Genomic DNA, 21,966 nt, shown 5'->3' on the forward strand with positions numbered 1-21,966 from the left:
TCCGCCGAACCGAGCGCAGGAAACGCATCATGAATGACAAGACCCTTCTCGTCGGCGACGTCGGCGGCACCAATGCTCGTTTCGCCGTGGCCCGCATGGTCGACGGCCGCCCGGTCCTGGACCACCACGAGAGCTTTCCGGCCGAACGTTATCCGACCTTCCTGGAGGGGGTGCAGGCCTTCATCGACGGCTGCGAGGTCAAGCCGTCGGGCGGCGTGATCGCCGTCGCCGGTCCGGTGACGGACGGGGCCATCGACCTGACCAACTCGCCCTGGCAGGTGTCGGAATCCGAACTGCAGACCCTGGGTCTGCAGCCAGTCAAGCTGATCAATGACTTCGAGGCGCTGGCCTGGGGCGCGCCCATCGTGCCGGAGGACCAGTTGGAGAGCCTGGGCGGACCCGTCGACGGCGATCCGCACTCGACCGTGGCGGTGCTGGGTCCCGGCACCGGCTTCGGCGTCTCGGCCCTGGTTCGCGACGCGCACGGCAAGGAAATGGCCATGCCGTCCGAGGGCGGCCACGCCTGCTTCCCGCCCGGAGACCCCGTCGAGGACGAGATCCTGCGAATTTTGCGCCGGCGTTACGACCGGGTGTCGATCGAGCGGCTGATCTGCGGCCCGGGTCTCCTGAACATGCACCGCGCCCTGGCCGAGATCGACGGGCGCGAGACGCATATCGAGGATCCCGCCGAGATCACCGCGACGGCGCTCAAGGACCCCAACAGCCCGTGCGGGGCCACTCTGGCGCGGTTCTGCGCGATCCTGGGCGCGGTCGCCGGCGACATCGCCCTGACCACGGGCGCGCGCGGCGGGGTCTATATCGCCGGCGGCATCGTTCCGCGCATCCTGCCTTTCATCAAGGCCAGCCCGTTCCGCCAACGCTTCGAGCGGAAGGGCCGGTTCAAGGAATACATGGCCGACATCCCGACCAAGGTGATCATGCACAAGCACGCCGCCCTGCTGGGCGCCGCGCGCGTGGCCTTCGCCGAAGCCGGAGAGTAACGGCGGGCTCACACAAAAATCACGCCGGCGTGAACCGATCCGGCGCGGCGACGTTTCCTCTGCTCCACAACGGAGGAAGTTCCATGAAGAAGATCGCCATCGCCGCCGTCTCGCTGTTCGCCCTGGCCGGTGTCGCCGCCTGCGGTGAAAGCGCCACCGACAAGGCCGCCGAAAGCCAAGCCGACGCCATCGAGGCGCAAGGCGAAGCGCGCGCCGATTCGCTGGAAGCCCAGGCGGCTCAAGCGCCGACCGACGCTCAGTCCGATGCTCTGGACGCCCAGGCCGACCGCGTCGAAGAGAACGCCGACCGTCGCGCCGATCAGGTCGAGCAGCACGGCGGCAACGCCGACGGCGGCATGACCACCCAGAACACCCCGACGCAGCACTGATCGCCTGGTCGAAGAACGAAAGGCCCCGCTTCGGCGGGGCCTTTTTTTGTGGGCGTCAGTCGATGCAGAGGCCGACGTCGGCCTTGCCGTCCTTCACCGTGGTGTGACAGCCGAACCGGCTGCTGGTCGGCTGGCAGACGCCAGTCGCAGGCTGGCCGGGCTTGGGTGGCGCCCCGTCTTCCAGCCAGCAGTCGCCCTGGCATTGATCGCCGTCGGTGCACCGCTTGCCCGCGTCGGCGTAGGTCACCACGCACTGCCAGCTCTGCAGGCGTCCCACGCGCTGCATCGTCCCGCCGCGCTGGGCGCAGGCCGAGGCGTCGGCGCTCTGGACGGCAGTGTCGGTCGAAGCCGTCGACGCGGCGGGCTGGGGCGCGCAGGCGGCGGCCAGAAGGGCGGCGCCGGCCAGAAGAGCGGTGCGAATCAAGAGACCTGTCCTTTTTCAAAGCCGGACCAGACGTCGTCGTAGTCCAGCTGCATCTGGGGCGAGCCTTGCGCCCATTTCGTGACGCGGATCGGCATCCGGGTCTCGAACATGAAGGCCAGGGTGTTCTCGATCTTGTGCGGCTTCAGCTCGGCCTTGACCGCGCCGTCATAACTGGCCTGGTCGGGACCGTGTCCGCTCATGCGGTTGTGCAGGCTGGCGCCGCCGGGCGCGAAGCCGCCGGCCTTGGCGTCATAGGCGCCGGTGACCAGCCCCATGAACTCGCTCATGACGTTCCTGTGGAACCACGGCGGTCGGAAGGTGTGCTCGGCCACCATCCAGCGCGGCGGAAAGATCACGAAGTCGATGTTGGCCGTGCCGGGCGTCTCGGACGGACTGGTCAGGACGGTGAAGATCGAAGGATCAGGATGATCGTAGCTGACCGTGTTGATCGTGTTGAACCGCGCCGTGTCGTAGCGGCAGGGCGCCAGGTTGCCGTGCCAGGCGACGACGTCCAGCGGGCTGTGGTCGAAGCGCGTGGCCCACAGCCGCCCGCCGAACTTCTGCACGCATTCGGTGGGGCGGTCGACGTCTTCATAGGCGGCGACCGGGGCTTCGAAGTCGCGCGGATTGGCCAGGCCGTTGGCGCCGATCGGCCCCAGGTCGGGGATGCGGAAGGGACTGCCGTAGTTCTCGCAGACATACCCCCGCACCGGGCCGTCGACCTCGACACGGAAGCGGACGCCGCGCGGGATCAGGACGACATGGCCCGGCCCGGCCTCGATCACGCCCATCTCGGTCACGAAGCGATGCGCGCCCTGCTGCGGCACGATCAGAAGTTCGCCGTCGGCGTCGTAGAAGACCCGGCCGATCATAGACCGGTTGGCGGCGTAAAGATGGATGCCCGCCCCGGCGCCCGCGTCCGGCTCTCCATTGCCGCCGTAGGTGACCAGGCCCTCCACCCAGTCGGTTGGCTGTTCCGGCGACGGCAGCGGGTCCCATCGCATCCGGTTGGGATTGGGCGGCGTCTCGTCGAACGGTCCCGATCGAACCCGGCCCTGATCGAAGGGCGCGTAGGGCCCGTGCTGGGCCGACGGTCGCAGGCGGTAGAGCCAGCTTCTGCGGTTCTCGGCGCGCGGCGCGGTGAAGGCCGTGCCGGACAGCTGTTCGGCGTACAGGCCCATCGGCGTCTTCTGCGGCGAGTTCTGTCCCACCGGCAGGGCGCCGGGCGCCGCCTCGGTGGCGAAGTGGTTGCCGAAGCCGGACATATAGGCGGGCGCGTTGGATCGCGTCGTCATCGTGTGTCTCCCTTGACGCGCAGGTGTAGGACTTAAGCCGACGCCGGGCTAGGTTCGAGGTCCGACTTTGGGCCTGAGCGCCGGGCGATCCGGCCTGACGCGACCGGCCAGGGCGCGCGGCAGGGGCGACGGAAGGCCCAGGGCCAGCGCCGCCAGATGCTCGCCCAACAGCGGCGCCAGGCACAGCCCTCGCGACCCCAGCCCGCCCAGCATCAGCAAGCCGCCGTCCAGCCGGCCGGCGATCGGCAGACGGTCGGCGGTGGTCGCACGGACGGCGACGCGCGCCTGGGCGCTGGGCGCCGCCTCCACCCGGTCCGCCAGGGCGGGCGCCCGCGACCTGAGCGTGTCGCGGTTGCGGGCGCTGTCTTCCGGACGGACCGCCAGATCGGTGCGGCCGCGATCATGCGTGGCGCCGAACAGCACCCCCTGCCCTGTCGGGGCCGCATAGCCGCCCCAGGCCACGGCGCGGACGCTCGGCCCCTCGACCCAGTCCGCCTGTCCCCGCACGGGGGTCAATTCGGGATGGCGCGACCGATCCAGAAGCGACGCCGCCCCCCACCCCCCGGCCAGGATGACGATGTCCGCCTCGGCGATCACCTCGCCGCCCGGCGCGACCAGCCGCCAGCCCTCTTCGGCCCGCTCCAGACGCTCCACCTGCCCGCTGCGACGATCGACGCCGGCCAGCCAGGCGTCGAGCACGGCAAGAGGCCGCACGACCAGCGCCTGGGCCATCAGCAGCCCGCCCTCCTCCATCGGCTCTCCCAGCCAGTCCGACGCTTGGCGGGGGTTCAGGATCGTCATGGCGTCCGGCGGCCAGATCGGCTGGGCGGCGATCCTGTCGAAACGGGCGACGTCGCGCGGCGCCTGGGGCGTCTGCAGCACGCCGCGCGCGACCACCGCGTTCTCGACATCGCCATAGAGCTGGCACGCTCGCTCCAGCGCCTGGGCGTAGAGGGCCGCCACGTCCGCATCCCCGACGTCTAGACGGGGCGTCACCAGGCCGATGGGAAACCCCGACCCGCCCGCCCCCGGTCGCTCGGCCTCGATCACCACCGGCTGGAGGCCTGCCGCCGCCAGCGCCCGCGCGGCCGAGGCCCCCGCCATGCCCGCGCCGACGACCGCGACCCGCGGGCGGGGGATCTGCGGCGTCGCTCGCCCCGGCAGCCGAGCTTCCAGCCGTTCGCGCTTGCGCCCATGTCCGGGCCGCTTGTCGACGACGAAGCCGCGTTCGGCCAGGCCTCGCCGCACCGCCCCGGCCACGGTGAAGGTCGCCACGCGCGCGCCGGGCGCCGACCGCGCCTGGATCAGGTCCAGCACCTGCGGTGACCACATCCCCGGGTTCAGGGCGGGCGAGAAGCCGTCCAGGAACCAGGCGTCCGCCTGGCCCCACCAGGCCTCCAGCGCCCAGGCCGCATCGCCGACCGCCAGGTCCAGGACCGCGTGATGCTCCGGCAGGTCGATGCGGTGAAAGCCGGGCGTGGGCGCCGGCCAGGCCTGGATCAGCGCGCTCGCCGCCTCTCCGACCTCGGGCCAGTTCGCCAGGGCGCGCCCAGCCTCCTGGGCGCTCAGCGGGAACCCCTCGATGGAAAAGACGTGCAGCCGGCCCTCCTGGGGCCGCGTCCGCCGCCACAGGTCCAGCAGGGCGGCGATGTTCAGCCCCGTGCCGAAACCCAGCTCGGCCACGGTGAAGGAGCGACGCCCCGCCCAGGCCTCCGGCAGGCCGCACCCCTGCAGGAACACCGCCCGCGTCTCCGCCAGGCCGTCGTCGCGGGAAAAATAGACGTCTCCGAACCGGCCCGAACGCGGCTCGCCCTCTTCGGTCCAGGTCAGTTGCGGCGAAGCATCCTCGGTCGTCATCGCGCCGCTCTAGCACGGGTCAAGAAAAAGGGCCGCCCCGATGGAGCGGCCCCTATCCCGGTTCACGAACCGATCGGCTCAGTGGGCCGGCGCGGGCGTCGGCGCGGTCTCTTCGGCCGGCGGCTGGGCGGTCATGGCGGCGCCGTCCGGGGCGGCGCCGTCCGGGGCGGCGGTGTCGGCGGCGGCCGAGGCGGCCTCGCCGGCGGCGGCGGCGGCGTCGGTCGCGGCCTGGTCGGCGGTCACGGCGGCGTCGGCGGCGGTGTCGGCGGCGGCGGCCGCATCGGCGGCGGCGTCCTGCGCCTTGTCTTCGCTGGCGTTCTGGCAGGCGGCCAGCGCCAGGGCGGCGGCCGAGGCGACGATCAGGGGGGTGATACGCATGGGGAATTCCTCCGGATGCTGTTGCGAGGTCGATGCCTCTGGCGAACGATAACGCCGCCGTGATCGCATGGGCAAGCCAGGATCAGGGCGGCGTCATGTCGCTTGCTCAACGGTCGGCTGGCTTGGCCGTTCCGCGGATCACTCCGTCAGGCTGTTGAGCGTCTCTTCCATTTCCACGAACGAGGGCTGGGCCACCGAGGGGATGTCGCCCCGGCCGATCTCGACCGAAATCTGCGCCGCATTGCCGTGCAGGTGCGCGACCAGCACGGATTGGATGATCTTGTAGTAGGCGCCGTCCTGCTCGACGATGTCCTTCAGACGGGTCGCGAACGGCCCGATCATGCCATAGGCCAGGAACACGCCCAGGAAGGTGCCGACCAGGGCCCCGCCGATCATCCCGCCCAGGACCTCGGGCGGCTCGGTGATCGAGCCCATGGTCTTGATGACCCCCAGAACCGCGATGACGATGCCCAGGGCCGGCAGGGCGTCCGCCATGTTCTGCAGGGCGTGAGCGCCCGCCTGGGCCTCGTGATGGTGCTTTTCCAGCTGCTTTTCCATCGCGTCCTCGACCTGGTGCGGATCCTCCAGGTTCATGGTCATCATCCGCAGGGTGTCGCAGATGAAATCGACGGCGAAATGGTCCTTCAGCACCTTGGGGTACTTCTGGAAGATCGGCGATTCCTTGGGCTTTTCGATGTGGCTTTCCAGGGCGACCACGCCCTTGGACTTCATCGTCTTGGTCAGCTGGAACAGCAGCGACAGCAGCTCCTTGTAATCCTGCTTCTTCCACTTGGGCCCGCCGAAGATGCGGCCGAAGCCGCCCAGGGTCGCCTTGATCACGTCCATGCTGTTGGCGATCACGAAGGCGGCGACGCCCGAACCCAGGATCCCCATCAGTTCGAACGGCAGGGAGTGCAGGATGACGGCCATCTTGCCGCCGGCCAGCAGATAGCTGCCGAACACCATGCCGAACAGCAAGACGATGCCGATGATCTGGAACATGAGGCGGGAGGGTCCTGACGCGAAACGCCGGAACCATGACCGTTAATGCTTAAGACCCCGTTTCCCGAACGCCGTCCCGCGACGTCAAAGGCGCGTTTCGCCGTCCAGGATCTTTGTGCGGGCCGCCGCCGTCAGCTTGGCGTAACCGGATTTGCCGCCGCGCACGTACAGGGCCGCGCCGGCCTTGGCCGGATCGAAGCCGTCGGCCACCAGGTCGGCCTTGCGGTACTTGAAGGTCCCGGTCGTGTCGGCCGCCTTGATCAGGCGCAGGAACACCGGCTGGGCGTAGGCGGGCAGCTTGCCGTCGACGTGGGCGTCGAAGGCGGCGGCGTCGAACTTTCCGTCGACCACCAGCGCGGCCATGCCGGCCTTGCCGTCGTGGCCCGGCACGGTGACCCCATAGACGATCGCCTCGCTGACGCCGGGCGCATCCATCAGCACCTGTTCGACCTCGGAGGTGGAGACGTTCTCGCCCTTCCAGCGGAAGGTGTCGCCCGTCCGGTCCATGAAGTAGAAATAGCCTTCGTCGTCCTGACGCATCAGGTCGCCGGTGCGGAACCAGCGGTCGCCCTTCTTGAAGACGTCGGTCAGGATCTTCTTCTGCGAGGCGGCCTTGTCGGCGTAGCCCGAGAAATCGTGGCGGATGTCGTTGCCGATCTCGCCGATCGCCTCGCCCACGTCCCCGACGCGGACAGGGCGGCAGAAGCCATCGGGGCCGCGCACGGGCTCCTCCGTCTCCACGTCGAACTGGATCAGGCGGATGTTGATCTGCGACTTCAGATAGCTGGGCACCCGGCCGATCGCGCCCTGCTTGCCGTCGAAGTTGAACAGCGAGACGTTACCTTCGGTCGAGCCGTAGAATTCCAGGATGTTCGGGATACGGAACCGGCTCTGGAACTCGGGCCAGACATCAGCGCGCAGCCCGTTGCCGAAGGCCAGACGCAGCTTGTGCGCCTTTTCGTCCGCGTTCGGCGGACAGTTGACCAGATAGCGGCACAGCTCGCCGATATAGACGAACATCGTGGCCTTCGACGCCTTCACGTCGGGCCAGAAACTGGTCGCCGAGAACTTCTTGCGGATGATCGTCCGCGCGCCGTTCAGGAAGCCCGCGCCGATCCCCACCAGGCCGCCGGTGGAATGATACAGAGGCAGGACGTTGAAGACCCGGTCCTCCGGCGTCGAGGCCGTGGCTCCGGCGAAGGCGCGCATATAGGTGCGGGCGCGCGAATGCGGGATGCGCGCGGCCTTGGGCAGGCCGGTCGTGCCAGAGGTGTAGATGAACAGGCAGGTGTCGCGGTTGGTCAGCCCCTCCCGCGCCGACTTCGCCGGCCGCACCGACGAGCCGCCGCGCACCGGGTTGTCCAGTCCGCGGCGATTGCTGGCCTCCTCGTCCTCGGGCAGGCCCAGGACCCACAGCATCAGGTCGCGGTCGATATGGGGACGCGAGTCTTCGACCTGGCGCCAGCAGTCCTCGTCCGCCACCACGTTGAAGCCGCCGGAAATCGACAGGCAGTGTCCCAGCGCCGGCCCCGCCAGGTTGGTGTTGATCAGGGCCGCCGCCACGCCGACCTTGGAAAAGCCGATCCACGCCGCCAGATATTCCACCCGGTTGGTCATCATCAGGGCGATGGTGTCGCCCTTGCGCAGCCCGCGGCTCTTGGCCCAATGGCCGAAGCGGTTGGCCATGGCGTCGAACTCGCGGAAGGTGACGCTGCGCCGTTCGTCCTCGAAGGCCACGTGGTCGGCGAACTTGTCGACCGCCTCCTCGATGTCGTCGCACAGCAGGACGTCGCTATCCAGTTGGATCGGCTTGATACGCTTGAGCAGGCGGAACAGGCCGCGTGCGAACCGGACGTCGCGTCGGATATTCGCCACCAAACCCATGTCCGCCGATACTCCCGGTCTGTCGTTTCGTCCCTGCCCTTCGGTGATGGCCGAAGGCGCCCGTCCGGGTCAACCGCAAGACTTTAGGGCCGCATGACCCTTCATCCGATTGCCGGCGAGCGTGACCCATTTGTTCGGGTGACGTCGGGGAAATCCAGACCCCGCCCCTCGAATTGCGGCTGAAGCCGGTCGATCCGCGCCAATTTGGCGCGGGTTTCGCCCCAGTCGGGGCCACAACGGTGTTTCTTCAAGGTTTTCGCTCTGTTCGCGGAACGGGCGCCGAGGCCGCGCGGTTGGTTGACCAACGTTATGGAGGACATCTTATGTCTATGACCTATCCGACCCGCGAGCCGGCCTCGGCCATCGATACCCAAGACGCCGTCTTCGTGCCCCGCTACGCCCGCACCGCGCGATCCAGCAAGAAGCCGGTGAAGACTTGGATGATCCTGGCCCCGTTGGGCGCCGTGGTGGTCATCGGCGGCGCGGCGGCGATGATGATGGGCGGCGAGCAGACGAGCATCGCGCCCGCTCCGGCCGAACAGCCCGCCGACACCACGACCCCGGTTTCGTCGCAGGCCGCGTCCAGCGCGATGACGGCCGCCGAGACGCCGGTCGCGACCGCCGCACCGGTCGAAGCGGCCCCGCCCGAACCCGCGACCGCGGCGCCGGCGGCGCGCCGCGCCGAGGCGCCCGCCCGTCGCGCGCCCCCCGTGGCGGCGCGCCCGGCCCCGGCCCAGCGCGGACAGGCGCCCGCCGAAGAGGCGCCGGCGGTCGAACCGACCGGCCCGCGTCCCTACAGCGCCGAGACCCGCGTGCTGAACAGCGCGCCGGCCACGGCCGCCCCGGCGACGCCGACCTCGACGCCCCCGGCTCCGGCCATCTCGGTCCAGCCCCTGGACTGATCCGACGATAGGAAGCGACGGCCCCGCCTCTCTCCGGCGGGGCCGTTTTTTCATGGCTTCAAGGCGTCGAAGAAGGCGGGCACGGTTCGCGTGGCGGGGCCGTACGCGCCTTCGTCGAACAGATGACGTCCCGCCGTCGGCTCCAGATTGATCTCCACCGTGCGCGCGCCGGCCGCCTTGGCGATCTGCACGAAACCCGCCGCCGGATAGACTGCGCCCGACGTTCCGATCGAGACGAACAGGTCGCAGCGCCACAAAGCCCTTTCGATCCGGTCCATCTCCAGCGGCGTCTCGCCGAACCAGACGATATGGGGCCGCATCACCCCGTGCGGATGATGCGGCGAGGCCTGATCGGGGGCCATGTCGCCGAACCAGTCGCTGACGACGCCCGAACGGGTGCAGCGCGCCTTCAGCAGCTCCCCATGCATATGGATCAGGTCGAATCCGGGCGCGGGCGGCGTGTCCCGGTGCGCCCGGTCGTGCAGGTCGTCGACGTTCTGCGTCACCAGCAGGACATCGCCTTCCCATCGCGCGGCCAGTCGCGCCAGGGCGACATGGGCGGCGTTGGGTTCGACCTGGCCCAGTTGACGGCGGCGCTGGTTGTAGAAGTCCTGAACCAGCGCGGGATCGGCGGCGTATCCCTCGGGCGTCGCGACCGCCTCGACCCTGTGGCCGCACCACAGCCCGTCCGACGCCCGGAAGGTCGGCACGCCGGATTCCGCCGAGATGCCGGCGCCGGTCAGGATGACGAGATTGCGAGAGGACATGGGCCGATTGAATAGGCTGTCGCCGCGAATGCAAGAATCGAGCGGCTTGTCGATGGGCGATGTGACGCCTACCTGGCCGACTTCGGCGCTTGCCGATCGGCGCTCACGCCGTGCGGCGACCAAGGATAAGGTTGGCTGGGGTCTGGGCGCGGATCGCGTAGGTCGCCTTCACCGCATCGGAAAAGGGCAGATCGTCCAGGCTGCCGACCGAATAGTCGTAGGACGCCTCGATGATGATCCAGCGCGGCCGGTAGGGACTGTCGGCCAGGAGCGCGTTCAGGACCTTGATGTCCTCCCCCTCGATATCCAGGGACAGCAGGTCGAAGTCTTGCGGGACCTGGCGTTCGGCGAGGATGGCGTCCAGTTTGCGGACCTCGACCTCCACGCCGCCCCGCAGCGCGCCCCAGGCTTCGGTCGCCGTGGGGTTCAGGGAGGAGATGTCGTCGTTGACGCCCAGGGACAGCGTGGCGCGCCCCTCGAAATCCGACACGGCGCAGTTCAGAAGTTCGAAATCCAGCCCCGCGAAACCGCGCCGTATGTCCGGAACGAGGGCGGGGTTGGCCTCGATCAGCAGACCCCGCCAGCCGAAATGCTTCAGCAGGTCGTAGGAGTTGGAGCGCTCCACGCCGCGCGCGCCGACATCGACCACCCATCCCGCGCCCTGGTGCTCGGCCACCCACAGGCGCAGGAGGTCGAAGGTTTCGCCGTATTGAGACACATCGTTGGTGAAGCGGCCGCCCTTCGCCGCGAACTCGTCGGAGTCCGTGAAGCCGCGAACGACATCCTCGACCGTCGCCGATCCCGAGGTCAGGGCCTCGAGCCACTGACGGCGTCCGACCTCGTCCGCCGGGCGCCTCAGAAGAGCGACATAGAGGGCGTCGACCAGGGCGCCCGGTTCCAGCGACTTCATGCGCGGCATCCGCTTGATCAAGAATTCGGGCCTTCACCCAAGCCGATGCCGCGGGTTCAAACAAGCCAAGATCGGATGACGAAGGGGATCGGGCGTTGCTAAGAGTGCGCAAAGCCTGAGGAGCCCGCCATGAAAACCCGCGCCGCCGTCGCCTTCGAAGCCAAACGTCCGCTCGAGATCGTCGAACTCGATCTGGAAGGCCCCAAAGCCGGCGAGGTGCTGATCGAGATCAAGGCAACGGGCGTATGCCACACCGACGCCTACACCCTGGACGGGCTGGATTCGGAAGGCATCTTTCCCTCGATCCTCGGTCATGAAGGCGCGGGCGTGGTGGTCGAGGTGGGACCGGGCGTCACCAGCGTCGAGGTCGGCGACCATGTGATCCCGCTCTACACGCCGGAATGCCGCCAGTGTAAGTCGTGCCTCAGCCGCAAGACCAATCTGTGCACCGCGATCCGCGGCACCCAGGGCAAGGGTCTGATGCCCGACGGCACCAGCCGCTTCAGCTACAAGGGCCAGGCCATCGCCCACTACATGGGCTGCTCGACCTTCTCGAACTACACCGTCCTGCCCGAGATCGCGGTGGCGAAGATCCGCAAGGACGCCCCGTTCGACAAGGCGTGCTACGTCGGCTGCGGCGTGACCACGGGCGTGGGGGCGGTGGTGAACACCGCCAAGGTCGAGCCGGGCGCCAACGCCGTGGTCTTCGGCCTGGGCGGCATCGGCCTGAACGTCATCCAGGGGCTGAAGATGGTCGGCGCCGACATGATCGTCGGCGTGGACATCAACGGCGACAAGGAAGAGTGGGGCCGTCGCTTCGGCATGACCCACTTCGTCAATCCGAAGGAGGTGTCGGACGTGGTGGCCCATCTGGTCGAGCTGACCGGCGGCGGGGCCGACTACACCTTCGACTGCACCGGCAACACCGTGGTCATGCGGCAGGCGCTGGAGGCCTGCCACCGCGGCTGGGGCGAAAGCGTCGTCATCGGCGTCGCCGAGGCCGGCAAGGAGATCGCCACCCGCCCGTTCCAGCTGGTCACCGGCCGCGTCTGGCGCGGCTCGGCCTTCGGCGGCGCGCGCGGCCGCACCGACACGCCCAGGATCGTCGACTGGTACATGGACGGCAAGATCGAGATCGACCCCATGATCACCCACATCCTGCCGCTGGAACGCATCAACGAAGCGTTCGACCTGATGCACGCGGGCGAGAGCATCCGCTCGGTGGTGGTGTTTTGAGGTCAGTTGCCGAAAGAAACTGACCTCGCTATCCCTTCCGTCCAAACCCACGGAGCCAAAGCCATGTTCACCCATGTCACCGTCGGCGCGAACGACATCGAGGCGTCTCGCCGGTTCTATGACGCGGCGCTGGGAGCGCTGGGCGTCGAGCCGGCGCAAGGGCCGGACCCCAAGGGCCGCTATTGGTGGCGGACGCGGCTGGGCGCCTTCGCGGTCGGCCATCCGATCGACGGCGAACCGGCCTGCCACGCCAACGGCGGCACCATCGGCTTCGCGGCGAAGACCCCCGAGATAGTCCAGGCCTTCCACGACGCCGGCGTCGCCGCCGGCGGCCGCGCCATCGAAGACCCGCCGGGCGAACGCAAGGGCCCGTTCGGCCCCATGATCCTGGCCTATCTGCGCGATCCCTCCGGCAACAAGATCTGCGCCATGCACCGGACGAGCGGCTGATGGAAACCACGAAGACCCACGTCGTCCACGGCGGAACCCTCCGCTATCTGAAGCACGATAGCGCGACGACCGGCACGCCGATGACCCTGTCGGTCTTCGTCCCGCCGGGGGAAGGGCCGTTCCCGGTCGTGATCTGGCTGTCGGGCCTGACCTGCACCGAGGACAACTTCACCACCAAGGCCGGAGCGTACCGCGCGGCGGCCGAGCATGGGCTGATCGTGGTCGCCCCCGACACCAGCCCGCGCGGAGACGGCGTGGCGGACGATCCGGCCTACGACCTGGGCCAGGGCGCCGGCTTCTATCTGGACGCGACCCAGGCGCCCTGGGCGTCGCATTTCCGCATGGAGTCCTATGTCACCGGCGAGCTGATCGATCTGATCGACGCCCAGTTTCCGACCACCGGCGCCCGCTCGATCCTGGGCCATTCGATGGGCGGGCACGGGGCGCTGACCCTGGCGCTGAACCACCCCGAACTGTTCCAGTCCGTCTCCGCCTTCGCCCCGATCAGTTCGCCGACCCGATGCCCGTGGGGGGAAAAGGCCTTCACCGCCTATCTGGGATCGGACGACGTCGCGGCCTGGAACCGTCACGACGCGGCCCGGCTGATCGAGGCGGGCGCCGCGCGCGGGGTCTATGACGACATCCTGATCGACCAGGGCGACGCCGACAGCTTCCTGACCGACCAGCTGAAGCCCGACCTGCTGAAGGCCGCCGCCGAAGCCTCGGGCCAGAAGATCACCATCCGGATGCAACCGGGCTATGACCACTCCTACTTCTTCATGACCAGCTTCATCGACGACCACCTGGCGTTCCACGCCGCGCGATTGAAGCATTGATGCGCGACCGTTGGCTCCTGAACCTCGCCATTCTGTTTGGCGTCATCGCGTCAGGCGCAGCCTCAGCCCAGCAGCAGGCCGGAGACCTCGATTGGCGCCCAACCGTCGTTTCTCCGGCGTATCATGGCGAGGCCCCTCTGATCCGGCTGGATGAGGGCCATGGCGGTGTTCCGAGCCTCGCGAACCGGTATGCCGGTTTCGCGGCCTTGATGCGTGCGGACGGCTATCGCCTCGACGCCGCTCACGAACGATTCGATACGCCGGGGGCCTTGGACGGGGTCGCCGTTCTGGTCATCACCAATCCGCAGCCCCTTGATCCGGCGCAGGCGTCCGCCTTCGACGCGGCGGAGATCGAGGCCTTGGCCCGATGGGTGGAAGGCGGCGGCTCTCTGCTTCTTGCGGCCGACCACGCCCCGCATGGTGCGGCGGCTGAAGCGCTGGGCGCCCGGTTCGGCGTGACCATGGGCAAGGGCTATGCGTTTCAACTGGCCGACGCTCGCGTCAACGCCACCCTGACCTATCCTAGGCAGGCGCTGGCTGACCATCCGATCATCGAAGGCCGCAACCCTGGCGAAACGGTCCGCACGGTGCGTACCTTTACCGGCCAATCGCTGAAAGGGCCGCCGGGCGCGACTGTTTTGATCGCGATGAGCAGCGACGCCATGGAGGCGCCCAATCTGGAGGCGCTTGAGGAAATCGCGCGCCGGCTGCGCGCGGGAGAGGCGCCTTCCGCGGTCGTGTCGGAGTTGGCCCGCCCCGCCCTGCCCGCTCAGGCGCTGGCGTTCGACTTCGGGCACGGACGCGTGGCGGTTCTGGGCGAAGCCGGGATGCTGACCGCCCAGATCGTCCGGTTCGACGACGGCCGCCCTCCCGTTCGCTTCGGTCTCAACACCGAGGGCCACGACGACCAGCAGTTTGCGCTGAACCTCATGCACTGGCTGTCACGCCTGGCGCCCTGATGCTAGAGCACCGCAATGACCGATCCCTACGAGCCGATGTTTTCCGCCCTTTGCCGCGAAGTGGGTTTCTGCCTGCACGACAAGGGCCAGAAGCGGGTCGTGGCGGCGCTGCCGAACGGGCTGGACGCGGCGGTCAGGGCGGTGTTCGCGGCCGAGGGCGTGGACGAGCCGAATGCGCCGGGCGACCTGAAGCGGGCCGTGCGCGACTGCCTGAAGGCCCACTTGCCGCAAAGCTGAGCCGTAACGCATAAGGCGGAACGAATTCGGGCCGCACGGCTTGGGTTCAGCGAACGGGCGCCTAGATGAGGCGCATCGGAAATCCTTGTCGAACAGGAGCCCATCATGGCCTTCACCCTGCCGCCCCTCCCCTATGCCTACGACGCCCTGGAACCGGCCATCGACAAGGAGACGATGACCTTCCACCACGACAAGCACCACCAGACCTATGTCGACAACCTGAACAAGGCCGTGGACGCCGACGCCTCGCTGCAGGGCAAGTCGCTGGAAGACATCTTCGCCAGCATCTCCAGCGCCCCGAAGGCCGTGCGCAACAACGGCGGCGGTCACTGGAATCACAGCCTGTTCTGGGAGCTGCTGGCTCCCGAGGGCCAGACGGGCGAGCCGTCGGCCGAGCTGAAGGCCGCCATCGACAGCGACCTGGGCGGCATGGACAAGTTCAAGGAAGACTTCAACGCCGCCGGCGCCGCGCAGTTCGGCTCGGGCTGGGCCTGGCTGATCGTGCAGGACGGCAAGCTGAAGATCACCTCCACCCCGAACCAGGACAATCCGCTGATGGACGTCGCCGACGAGAAGGGCGACGTGGTCCTGGGCGCCGACGTGTGGGAGCACGCCTATTACCTGAAGTACCAGAACCGCCGCGCCGACTATCTGAAGTCGTTCTGGTCGGTGGTGAACTGGAACAAGGTCAACGAGTTGTACGCCGCCGCTAAGTAGGCGACGCCTGTCGAACGTGGCGAAGCCCGCCGGGTCGGACCCGGCGGGCTTTGCCTATCTCGCCTGTCCGCCTAGATGCGCAGATCGAGACCGTGTCGGGCGCGGTCGTTCATCCGTTCCGCATGATGCTGGCGAACGGTGCGTCGCTGACGCAGCATTTCATGGATCCCGTCCGCCAGCTCCAGAAGCTGGGCGTCGTTCAGCGGCTCGACCAGATCCACCAGCCGCCGTTTCAGCGTCTCGAGCGCGACGTCCGACACTCCGCTCTGAAAGCTCTTGGCTTCCGGATCCACCTCAAGTCTCCCTCGATCCAGCAATGAGAGGTTGCAGGCTGGATAAGGCGGTGGCGGACAGTCCGTTCCGTTGAAAACGTGCTTAACGCCCGCCGCGCTTGACTCCCCGGCCCGCTCTGGCCATAAGCGCCGCCTTCCACGCCTCCGGTCTCCGGCAGGCGGGATTGATGACGGAAGATGCGTGGACCGCCGTTGAGATCGCATTCCCAATTCAGGGGACGCCGGGCCGCATCGTTGAAAAGAGAACAGAATGTCCAAGCGCCATAGCGCCAAGTACAAGATCGACCGGGCCATGGGTGAAAACCTGTGGGGCCGCTCGAAGTCCCCGGTCAACAAGCGTTCCTACGGCCCCGGCCAGCACGGCCAGCGCCGCAAGTCGAAGGTCTCGGACTTCGGCCTGCAGCTGAAGGCCAAGCAGAAGCTGAAGGGCTACTACGGCAACATCACCGAAAAGCAGTTCGCCAAGACCTACGCCGAGGCCGCCCGCCGCAAGGGCAACACCTCGGAGAACCTGATCGGCCTGCTGGAAGCCCGTCTGGACGCGGTCGTCTATCGCGCCAAGTTCGTCCCGACCGTCTGGGCCGCCCGTCAGTTCGTCAGCCACGGCCACGTGCTGGTCAACGGCAAGAAGGTCGACATCGCCTCGTACCGCGTGAAGGCCGACGACGTGGTCTCGGTCAAGGAAAAGTCGCGCAACATGGCGCTGGTGCTGGAAGCCCAGCAGTCGTCGGAACGCGACGTGCCGGATTACCTGGAACTGGCCGACCGCAGCTTCTCGGTGCGTTTCGTGCGCGCCCCGGAACTGGCCGACGTGCCGTATCCGGTGAAGATGGAGCCGAACCTGGTCGTCGAATACTACGCCTCCTAAGCGAAGGCGCGACCGCAAGACTTCAGGGCCCCGGATACGTCCGGGGCCTTTTGCTTTCCAGATGTTCCCTTCCCGCGCGAATGGGGGCATTCTGCGCGAATTGAGGATCCTGGGCATGGGAGACCGCCGGCCGGTGAAGCGAGCCGCCATCGCACGCGCATCCTTGGGCCTCGCTGGCGCAGCGAGCCTGGCCGCCTGCGCCGGAACCGTCGCGCCCAGCGTGTCCACGGCCGGAATGCCGGGCGCCCTGGAGCCGGTGCACGCAGCCGCCTTCACGCGCAACGAGGCCATCTTCTGGGTCAGCTCCAACGGCTGCACCCGCAAGGAAGACCTGATACCGATCGTCACCATCCAGGGCGGCGACGCGGTCATCACCCTGCGCCGCCTGGACGAGGACAAGTGCCGCGATCCCGAGGTCGACGGCGTCGAGGTGAAGTGGTCGTTCGAGGAACTGGGCCTGGCGCCGGGCCAGGCCGTCAGCGTCAACAATCCCTATCAGCTGCCCCAGACCTGACGGCTTAGCTTTTCATTAGCCGTGATCGTCAGCGGCTTGGTCAAGCTTCCTGGGTACGAAAGCGATCCCAAGTCTCCCGTCGGGTATCGTAATGCGCTTCTTTTCCTGCCTGACCCAAGACCATAACCTGTGGCTCGTCGGACTGGCCGCCGCCCTGTGCGTCCTGGGGTCGGTCGTGGCCGCCCGCCTGTTCCAGCGTCTGCGTTACGCCGAGCGCGGGGCCCGGTCGGCGTGGACCTTCATGGGCGCGGTCGCCACGGGCGCCACCATCTGGTGCACCCATTTCGTGGCCATGATCGCCTATGAGCCCGGCGTCGACATCACCTACGAACCGATGCTGACCGGCGTGTCCCTGGGCGTCGCCATCCTGGGCAGCGCCGCGGCGCTGTGGGTGGGATCGAGACATTTCCGCCGCGCCTCGACCCTGGGCGGCGTGATCTTCGGCCTGGCCGTCACGGCGATGCACTACACCGGCATGGCGGCCTTCGCGGCCGAAGCCGTGGTGCACTGGTCCGCCGCCTACATCGCCGCGTCCGTCATCGGGGCGGTGGTCTTCGGCGCCCTGGCCTTCCAGCGCGTCGAGGCGTCGGGCCGCAGCGGTTCGCCGTGGACCGGCGTGGCCCTGATGGTCGTCGGCATCGTGGCGCTGCACTTCGTGGGCATGGCCGCCATGACGGTGATCCCCCTGGCGCCGCACGACGGCGCCGTCACCGCCGACCAGGCCAACCTGGCCATGGCCTTCGCCGTCGCCGGCGTCGGGCTGCTGGTGCTGGGCACCGGCATGTCCAGCCACGCGCTGGACCTGCAGTCGCGCGCCCGCGCCAAGGCCCATATCGAACAGCTGATGGAGGGCAGCGTCGACGGCATGGTGGTCGAACAGGACGGCCGCATCCTGGCCGCCAACGCCGCCTTCGCCGCCCTGATCCAGGTCGACGCCCCGGCCCTGTCCGGCGACAGCCTGTCGCGCTGGATCGAGGGTCTGGACGGCCTGTCGGTCAGCGCCCTGACGCAGACGACGCTCGCCCTGCCCGGCGGCGCCTCCGTGCCGGTCGAGGTCGCGGTTCGCCGCGACGACGTGCAGGGCGCCGAGGCGCCGTTCATGATCTACGCCGTGCGCGACCTGCGCGCGCGCCTGGCCCAGGAGCGGCGCATCGCCCATCTGGCGCGCAACGACGCCCTGACCGGCCTGCCCAATCGCGCCAGTTTCCTGGAATGGCTCAGCCGCCAGATCGGCGAAACCAGCGTGCATCCGCGCGTCGCCCTGCTGGCGATCGATCTGGACCGCTTCAAGGAGGTCAACGACATCCACGGCCACGCGGCGGGCGACCAACTGCTGATCCGCATCGCCGAGCGCATGAAGGCCGCCCTGAAGCCGGGCGAGTTCGTGGCGCGCCTGGGCGGCGACGAGTTCGTGGCCGTCACGCCGGTCGTCGAACGCGCCGACTCCCTCGACCTGGCCTATCGGCTGCGTAACGCCATCGCCGCGCCCGTGGACCTGGATTTCGCCGAGGTCTCTTGCGGCGCCAGCGTCGGCGTGGCGCTGTGGCCGGACGACGCGACCGACATCTCGGCCCTGATCAACGACGCCGACCTGGCCATGTATCGCGCCAAGGCCTCGCTGACGACCGACGTGTGCTTCTACGAGGAAGCGATGGACGAGGCCGTCCGCAACCGCCGCCGCATGGTGCAGCAGTTGCGCGAGGCGCTGGACCAGGACCAGTTCAGCCTGAATTGGCAGGTCCAGGCCTCGGTCGAGACCGGAGAGATCACGGGTTACGAGGTGTTGCTGCGCTGGATCCGTCCCGACGGCGCCTTCATCTCGCCCGCCGACTTCATTCCGCTGGCGGAGGAAAGCGGCCTGATCCTGCCGATCGGCGAATGGGTGCTGCGCAAGGCCTGCGCCGAGGCGGCGGGCTGGGCCGCGCCGCACAAGATCGCGGTCAACCTGTCGCCGGTCCAGCTGGGTCACGTCGATCTGCCCAGACTGGTCCATCAGATCCTGCTGGAGACCGGCCTGGCGCCCACCCGGCTGGAGCTGGAGATCACCGAGACGGCGATGATCAGCGACATGGAGCGCACGACCCATATCCTGCGCCAGCTGAAGGCCTTGGGCGTGTCGATCGCCATGGACGACTTCGGCACCGGCTATTCTTCGCTGTCGACGCTGCGCGCCTTCCCCTTCGACAAGATCAAGCTGGACCGGTCGTTCATGTCCGAGCTGGACGGCGGCCCCCAGTCCTCGGCCATCATCCGGGCCGTCCTGGCCCTGGGCGAAAGCCTGGCGATCCCGGTTCTGGCCGAGGGGGTGGAGACGCTGGAGCAGCTGTCCTTCCTGCGCGACCAGGGGTGCACCGAGGCGCAAGGCTATCTGCTGGGCCGTCCCAAGCCGGTGGCGGACGACTTGATCCAGCTCGAGGCCAGGACCCTCTGGGCGGGAGCCGCGGCCGCCTGAGCGGTCAGACGGTCCGGCCGTAGCCCGGCCAGGTCGTCTTTCCGGCGCGTTCGTACTGGACGGGCAGGTTCTCGGCCTGGCCCAGGGCGACGGCGGCGTGATGGGCCCAGTTCGGATCATCCAGCGCCGCGCGCGCGATGGCGATCAGATCGGCCTGGCCGGACGCGACGATCTGTTCCGCCTGGTGCGGATCGAAGATCATGCCCACGGCCATGACGACGGCCTGAGGCACGGCGACCTTGACGGCCTCGGCGAAGCGAAGCTGATACCCGGGCTCGGCGCCCGGGATGTCGGCGCGGGCGACGTTGCCGCCCGACGTCAGGTGCAGATAGTCGTAACCCAGGTCGTGCATCGCCGCGCCGAAGGCCACGACCTCCTCCAGCGCGACGCCGCCCTCGACCCAGTCAGAGCCGTTGAAGCGCACGCCAAGCGCCTTTGTCCGGGGCCAGGCGTCCCGCACGGCCTTGGCCACGCGCAGGGGGAACCGAGCCCGGTTCTCGGCCGAGCCGCCGTACTGGTCCGTTCGCTGATTGGAGAGGGGCGACAGGAACTCGCACAGCAGATAGCCGTGCGCCGCGTGGACCTCCACCAGATCGAAACCCGCCCGGTCGGCTCGGCGGGCGGCGTCGGCGAAGGCCGCCACGACCCGGTCCATGTCCGCCTCGGTCATCTCGACGGGCGTGTGCCAACTCTCCTTGAAGGCGAGGGCCGACGGGCCGAACGTCGTCCAGGCGCCCTCCTCCTCCGTCAGGGCCTGCCCCCCTTTCCACGGCGCCGCGGTCGAGGCCTTGCGTCCCGCATGGGCCAGTTGGACGCCGATCGGCGTGTCGGAATAGGTCCGCAGCCCCTGGATGATGTCGGCGAAGGCCGCCTCCTGGGCGTCGTTCCACAGGCCGGTGTCGTCCGGCGTGATCCGCCCGGCCGCCTCGACGCCCGTCGCTTCGACGATCACCAGGCCAGCGCCTGAGATGGCCAGCCGCCCCAGGTGCTGGACGTGCCAGGGCTGGGGCACGCCATCCACTGCGGAATATTGGCACATCGGCGCGATCGCGATGCGGTTTCTCAAGGCCAGGGGGCCGACGGCGAGGGGCGAGAACAACAGGCTCATGAAAGGCGTCCGGCGTCAGGTAAGGATGACCCTAGCTATGGCCCGCCCCCGTCCGATCAAGCCCGACCTTGCCGATTGTTCATCCAGCTTGCCGTTTTTTCACGTGTGCCCGGCCCTTGGCCGCGCCACAAAAGGGTCAAGCTTCATTAGGGGAACACCAGATGCTTCGTCTCGCCATCGCCATCGCCATCGCCGCGCCGCTGCTCAGCGGCTGCATCATCATCGCCACGGAAAAGCCCACCACCCGCGTCGTGTCCGCCCCGGCCGCAGAGGCGGCCCAATAATGCGCACGGCTCTCAAACTGCTGACCGCGGGGGTGCTGGCGGCGCCGCTGCTGGCCGGCTGCGTCATCTACAGCAACGAGGCGGGCGAGACCGTCCGCGTCAACATGGGAGACGCCAAGGCGCCGGCGGCCGAGGCGATCCGATCGGCGCGGTTCGCGGACGGCGCCCTGGTGGTCCGCGTGGACTCCAACGGGTGCACCCAGGCCTCGGACTTCGAACTGGCGGTGGTGGACGGGTCGCCGGCCGATATCACCCTGAAACGGACGCGCGAGGACCTGTGCAAGGCCTTGGTCGCCGACGGCGTCGAACTGCGCTGGACCTACGCCGACCTGGGCCTGGAGCCCGGCACGCCGACGCGGATCCTCAATCCGCTGAAGTGACCCGGCCGGCCTGGAACGGCCCCAGCAACTCCGCCGGGATCCGGACGGGGCGCAAGGTCCGGCTTTCCACCAGGCACCACTCCGAGACGCCCTGGGCGCAGACGCGGCCCTGGGCGTCCTCGATCCGCACATAGCGATTGAAGCGCGGCCCCTGGGGATCGCCGACCCAGGTGCGGGCCGTCACGTCCTGCGATCCGGGCGGCAGGGGGCGGAAATAGTCGATCTCGTGACGCAGGGCGACCCAGGACCACCGGCCGCGCGTGTCCTCATCGAAGCGCGCGTTCCAGTGCGCCGTTCCGGCATCCTGAAGCCAGCCGACATAGACCACGTTGTTCACGTGGCCGTTGGCGTCGATGTGTTCGTCACGGACCTCAAGGGGAACCGTGAACAGCTCCCGGTCCGCTCTCGGCTCCAGGACCGCGCGCGCCATCAGGCCTCGCCCAGGACCACGCCCTTTTCGGCCATGAGGGCCTGGAGCTCGCCCGACTGGAACATCTCGCGCACGATGTCTGAGCCGCCGACGAATTCGCCCTTCACATAGAGCTGGGGAATGGTGGGCCAGTCGGTGAAGGCCTTGATGCCCTCGCGCAGGGATTCGTCCTGAAGCACATCGACGCCGACGAACGGCGCGCCGACATGATCCAGGATCTGGACCGCCAGGGACGAGAAGCCGCAGCGCGGCTGGTCCGGGGTGCCCTTCATGAACAGCACGACGTCGTGCTGGCCCACGGTGTCGGCGATGAAGGCGTGGACGGGATCAGCGGCTTGGGTCGCGGTGTCGTTCACTGGGAGGCCCTTTTCTACAAGCCCGTCAGCTAGGCGC

26 protein-coding genes are annotated in these 21,966 nt (G+C 68.5%); 14 read left to right on the plus strand and 12 right to left on the minus strand.

Annotation, left to right across the window (positions count from 1 at the left end; genetic code table 11):
* The first annotated feature begins 29 nt into the window (after positions 1-29).
* Both glk and M8231_RS10535 read left to right on the plus strand, forming a co-directional pair.
* Complete coding sequence (gene glk, locus M8231_RS10530; RefSeq protein ID WP_249750010.1) at positions 30-1,001, plus strand: glucokinase; 972 nt, start codon at positions 30-32, stop codon at positions 999-1,001.
* Between the two features lie 83 nt (positions 1,002-1,084).
* A complete protein-coding gene (locus M8231_RS10535; protein WP_250201435.1) occupies positions 1,085-1,390 on the plus strand; it encodes a hypothetical protein in 306 nt (101 codons plus the stop codon).
* 55 nt (positions 1,391-1,445) lie between these two features.
* Here the strand turns inward: M8231_RS10535 and M8231_RS10540 are convergent, their stop codons facing one another.
* The 6 genes from M8231_RS10540 to M8231_RS10565 form a co-directional block, all read right to left on the minus strand.
* A complete protein-coding gene (locus M8231_RS10540; protein WP_249750008.1) occupies positions 1,446-1,814 on the minus strand; it encodes a hypothetical protein in 369 nt (122 codons plus the stop codon).
* Positions 1,811-3,109 carry a homogentisate 1,2-dioxygenase gene (hmgA, locus tag M8231_RS10545; RefSeq protein ID WP_249750007.1) on the minus strand — a complete coding sequence of 433 codons (1,299 nt, stop codon included), beginning with the start codon at positions 3,107-3,109 and terminating at the stop codon, positions 1,811-1,813. Before hmgA ends, M8231_RS10540 begins: the two co-directional genes overlap by 4 nt.
* Before the next feature lie 48 nt (positions 3,110-3,157).
* The gene (mnmC1, locus tag M8231_RS10550) at positions 3,158-4,966 is read right to left on the minus strand and encodes an FAD-dependent 5-carboxymethylaminomethyl-2-thiouridine(34) oxidoreductase MnmC1 (protein ID WP_250201436.1); all 1,809 of its coding nucleotides are present in this window, start codon (positions 4,964-4,966) and stop codon (positions 3,158-3,160) included.
* Positions 4,967-5,044: 78 nt separating this feature from the next.
* Positions 5,045-5,344, minus strand: a complete 300-nt coding sequence (locus M8231_RS10555) for a hypothetical protein (protein ID WP_249750004.1) — start codon at positions 5,342-5,344, stop codon at positions 5,045-5,047.
* A gap of 138 nt (positions 5,345-5,482) precedes the next feature.
* Positions 5,483-6,346, minus strand: a complete 864-nt coding sequence (motA, locus tag M8231_RS10560; RefSeq protein ID WP_201216778.1) for a flagellar motor stator protein MotA — start codon at positions 6,344-6,346, stop codon at positions 5,483-5,485.
* A gap of 84 nt (positions 6,347-6,430) precedes the next feature.
* Positions 6,431-8,230, minus strand: coding sequence for a long-chain-acyl-CoA synthetase (locus tag M8231_RS10565; RefSeq protein ID WP_250201437.1), 1,800 nt, complete (start codon positions 8,228-8,230; stop codon positions 6,431-6,433).
* Between the two features lie 329 nt (positions 8,231-8,559).
* On the opposite strand from M8231_RS10565, the gene M8231_RS10570 reads away from it, so the two are divergent.
* A complete protein-coding gene (locus M8231_RS10570) occupies positions 8,560-9,132 on the plus strand; it encodes a hypothetical protein (RefSeq protein WP_250201438.1) in 573 nt (190 codons plus the stop codon).
* A 50-nt stretch (positions 9,133-9,182) separates the two neighbouring features.
* Here the strand turns inward: M8231_RS10570 and M8231_RS10575 are convergent, their stop codons facing one another.
* Entirely contained in the window at positions 9,183-9,899 is a 717-nt protein-coding gene (locus M8231_RS10575) for an NAD-dependent deacylase (protein WP_249750001.1), read from the minus strand.
* Positions 9,900-10,002: 103 nt separating this feature from the next.
* On the minus strand, positions 10,003-10,809 hold the full coding sequence (locus M8231_RS10580; RefSeq protein WP_249750000.1) for an FkbM family methyltransferase: 807 nt from the start codon (positions 10,807-10,809) through the stop codon (positions 10,003-10,005).
* 129 nt (positions 10,810-10,938) lie between these two features.
* Between M8231_RS10580 and M8231_RS10585 the strand changes: the two genes are divergently transcribed.
* The 6 genes from M8231_RS10585 to M8231_RS10610 all read left to right on the plus strand — a co-directional run bounded on the left by M8231_RS10585 (position 10,939) and on the right by M8231_RS10610 (position 15,244).
* Positions 10,939-12,045, plus strand: coding sequence for an S-(hydroxymethyl)glutathione dehydrogenase/class III alcohol dehydrogenase (locus M8231_RS10585; RefSeq protein WP_249749999.1), 1,107 nt, complete (start codon positions 10,939-10,941; stop codon positions 12,043-12,045).
* Between the two features lie 63 nt (positions 12,046-12,108).
* A complete protein-coding gene (locus M8231_RS10590; RefSeq protein ID WP_250201439.1) occupies positions 12,109-12,495 on the plus strand; it encodes a VOC family protein in 387 nt (128 codons plus the stop codon).
* On the plus strand, positions 12,495-13,331 hold the full coding sequence (gene fghA / locus M8231_RS10595) for an S-formylglutathione hydrolase (RefSeq protein ID WP_250201440.1): 837 nt from the start codon (positions 12,495-12,497) through the stop codon (positions 13,329-13,331). Before M8231_RS10590 ends, fghA begins: the two co-directional genes overlap by 1 nt.
* Entirely contained in the window at positions 13,331-14,290 is a 960-nt protein-coding gene (locus M8231_RS10600; RefSeq protein ID WP_249749997.1) for a DUF4350 domain-containing protein, read from the plus strand. The genes fghA and M8231_RS10600 overlap by 1 nt, the downstream gene beginning before the upstream one ends.
* 15 nt (positions 14,291-14,305) lie before the next feature.
* The gene (locus M8231_RS10605) at positions 14,306-14,527 is read left to right on the plus strand and encodes a hypothetical protein (protein WP_249749996.1); all 222 of its coding nucleotides are present in this window, start codon (positions 14,306-14,308) and stop codon (positions 14,525-14,527) included.
* Between the two features lie 105 nt (positions 14,528-14,632).
* Entirely contained in the window at positions 14,633-15,244 is a 612-nt protein-coding gene (locus M8231_RS10610) for a superoxide dismutase (protein ID WP_249749995.1), read from the plus strand.
* 71 nt (positions 15,245-15,315) lie between these two features.
* Here the strand turns inward: M8231_RS10610 and M8231_RS10615 are convergent, their stop codons facing one another.
* Positions 15,316-15,537, minus strand: a complete 222-nt coding sequence (locus M8231_RS10615; protein WP_249749994.1) for a hypothetical protein — start codon at positions 15,535-15,537, stop codon at positions 15,316-15,318.
* A 250-nt stretch (positions 15,538-15,787) separates the two neighbouring features.
* On the opposite strand from M8231_RS10615, the gene rpsD reads away from it, so the two are divergent.
* From rpsD to M8231_RS10630, 3 genes are all read left to right on the plus strand, one after another.
* Positions 15,788-16,405: a 30S ribosomal protein S4 gene (rpsD, locus tag M8231_RS10620; RefSeq protein WP_201216789.1), complete on the plus strand. Its 618-nt coding sequence runs from the start codon at positions 15,788-15,790 to the stop codon at positions 16,403-16,405.
* Between the two features lie 115 nt (positions 16,406-16,520).
* Positions 16,521-16,919, plus strand: coding sequence for a hypothetical protein (locus M8231_RS10625; protein WP_249749993.1), 399 nt, complete (start codon positions 16,521-16,523; stop codon positions 16,917-16,919).
* Positions 16,920-17,010: 91 nt separating this feature from the next.
* Positions 17,011-19,371, plus strand: a complete 2,361-nt coding sequence (locus M8231_RS10630) for a bifunctional diguanylate cyclase/phosphodiesterase (protein ID WP_250201441.1) — start codon at positions 17,011-17,013, stop codon at positions 19,369-19,371.
* A 4-nt stretch (positions 19,372-19,375) separates the two neighbouring features.
* Here the strand turns inward: M8231_RS10630 and M8231_RS10635 are convergent, their stop codons facing one another.
* Positions 19,376-20,479 carry an NADH:flavin oxidoreductase/NADH oxidase gene (locus tag M8231_RS10635; RefSeq protein ID WP_250201442.1) on the minus strand — a complete coding sequence of 368 codons (1,104 nt, stop codon included), beginning with the start codon at positions 20,477-20,479 and terminating at the stop codon, positions 19,376-19,378.
* A gap of 161 nt (positions 20,480-20,640) precedes the next feature.
* On the opposite strand from M8231_RS10635, the gene M8231_RS16920 reads away from it, so the two are divergent.
* Positions 20,641-20,763, plus strand: a complete 123-nt coding sequence (locus tag M8231_RS16920; RefSeq protein WP_283843626.1) for a hypothetical protein — start codon at positions 20,641-20,643, stop codon at positions 20,761-20,763.
* A complete protein-coding gene (locus tag M8231_RS10640) occupies positions 20,763-21,143 on the plus strand; it encodes a hypothetical protein (RefSeq protein WP_249749991.1) in 381 nt (126 codons plus the stop codon). The genes M8231_RS16920 and M8231_RS10640 overlap by 1 nt, the downstream gene beginning before the upstream one ends.
* On the opposite strand, the gene M8231_RS10645 is transcribed toward M8231_RS10640, so the two are convergent.
* A complete protein-coding gene (locus tag M8231_RS10645) occupies positions 21,127-21,573 on the minus strand; it encodes an acyl-CoA thioesterase (protein ID WP_249749990.1) in 447 nt (148 codons plus the stop codon). The genes M8231_RS10640 and M8231_RS10645 overlap by 17 nt on opposite strands.
* A complete protein-coding gene (gene grxD / locus M8231_RS10650; protein ID WP_249749989.1) occupies positions 21,573-21,929 on the minus strand; it encodes a Grx4 family monothiol glutaredoxin in 357 nt (118 codons plus the stop codon). The genes M8231_RS10645 and grxD overlap by 1 nt, the downstream gene beginning before the upstream one ends.
* Positions 21,930-21,966 lie beyond the last annotated feature (37 nt).

Origin of the sequence: Brevundimonas albigilva (assembly GCF_023573565.1) — a bacterium.
GTDB classification, from domain to species: domain Bacteria; phylum Pseudomonadota; class Alphaproteobacteria; order Caulobacterales; family Caulobacteraceae; genus Brevundimonas; species Brevundimonas albigilva.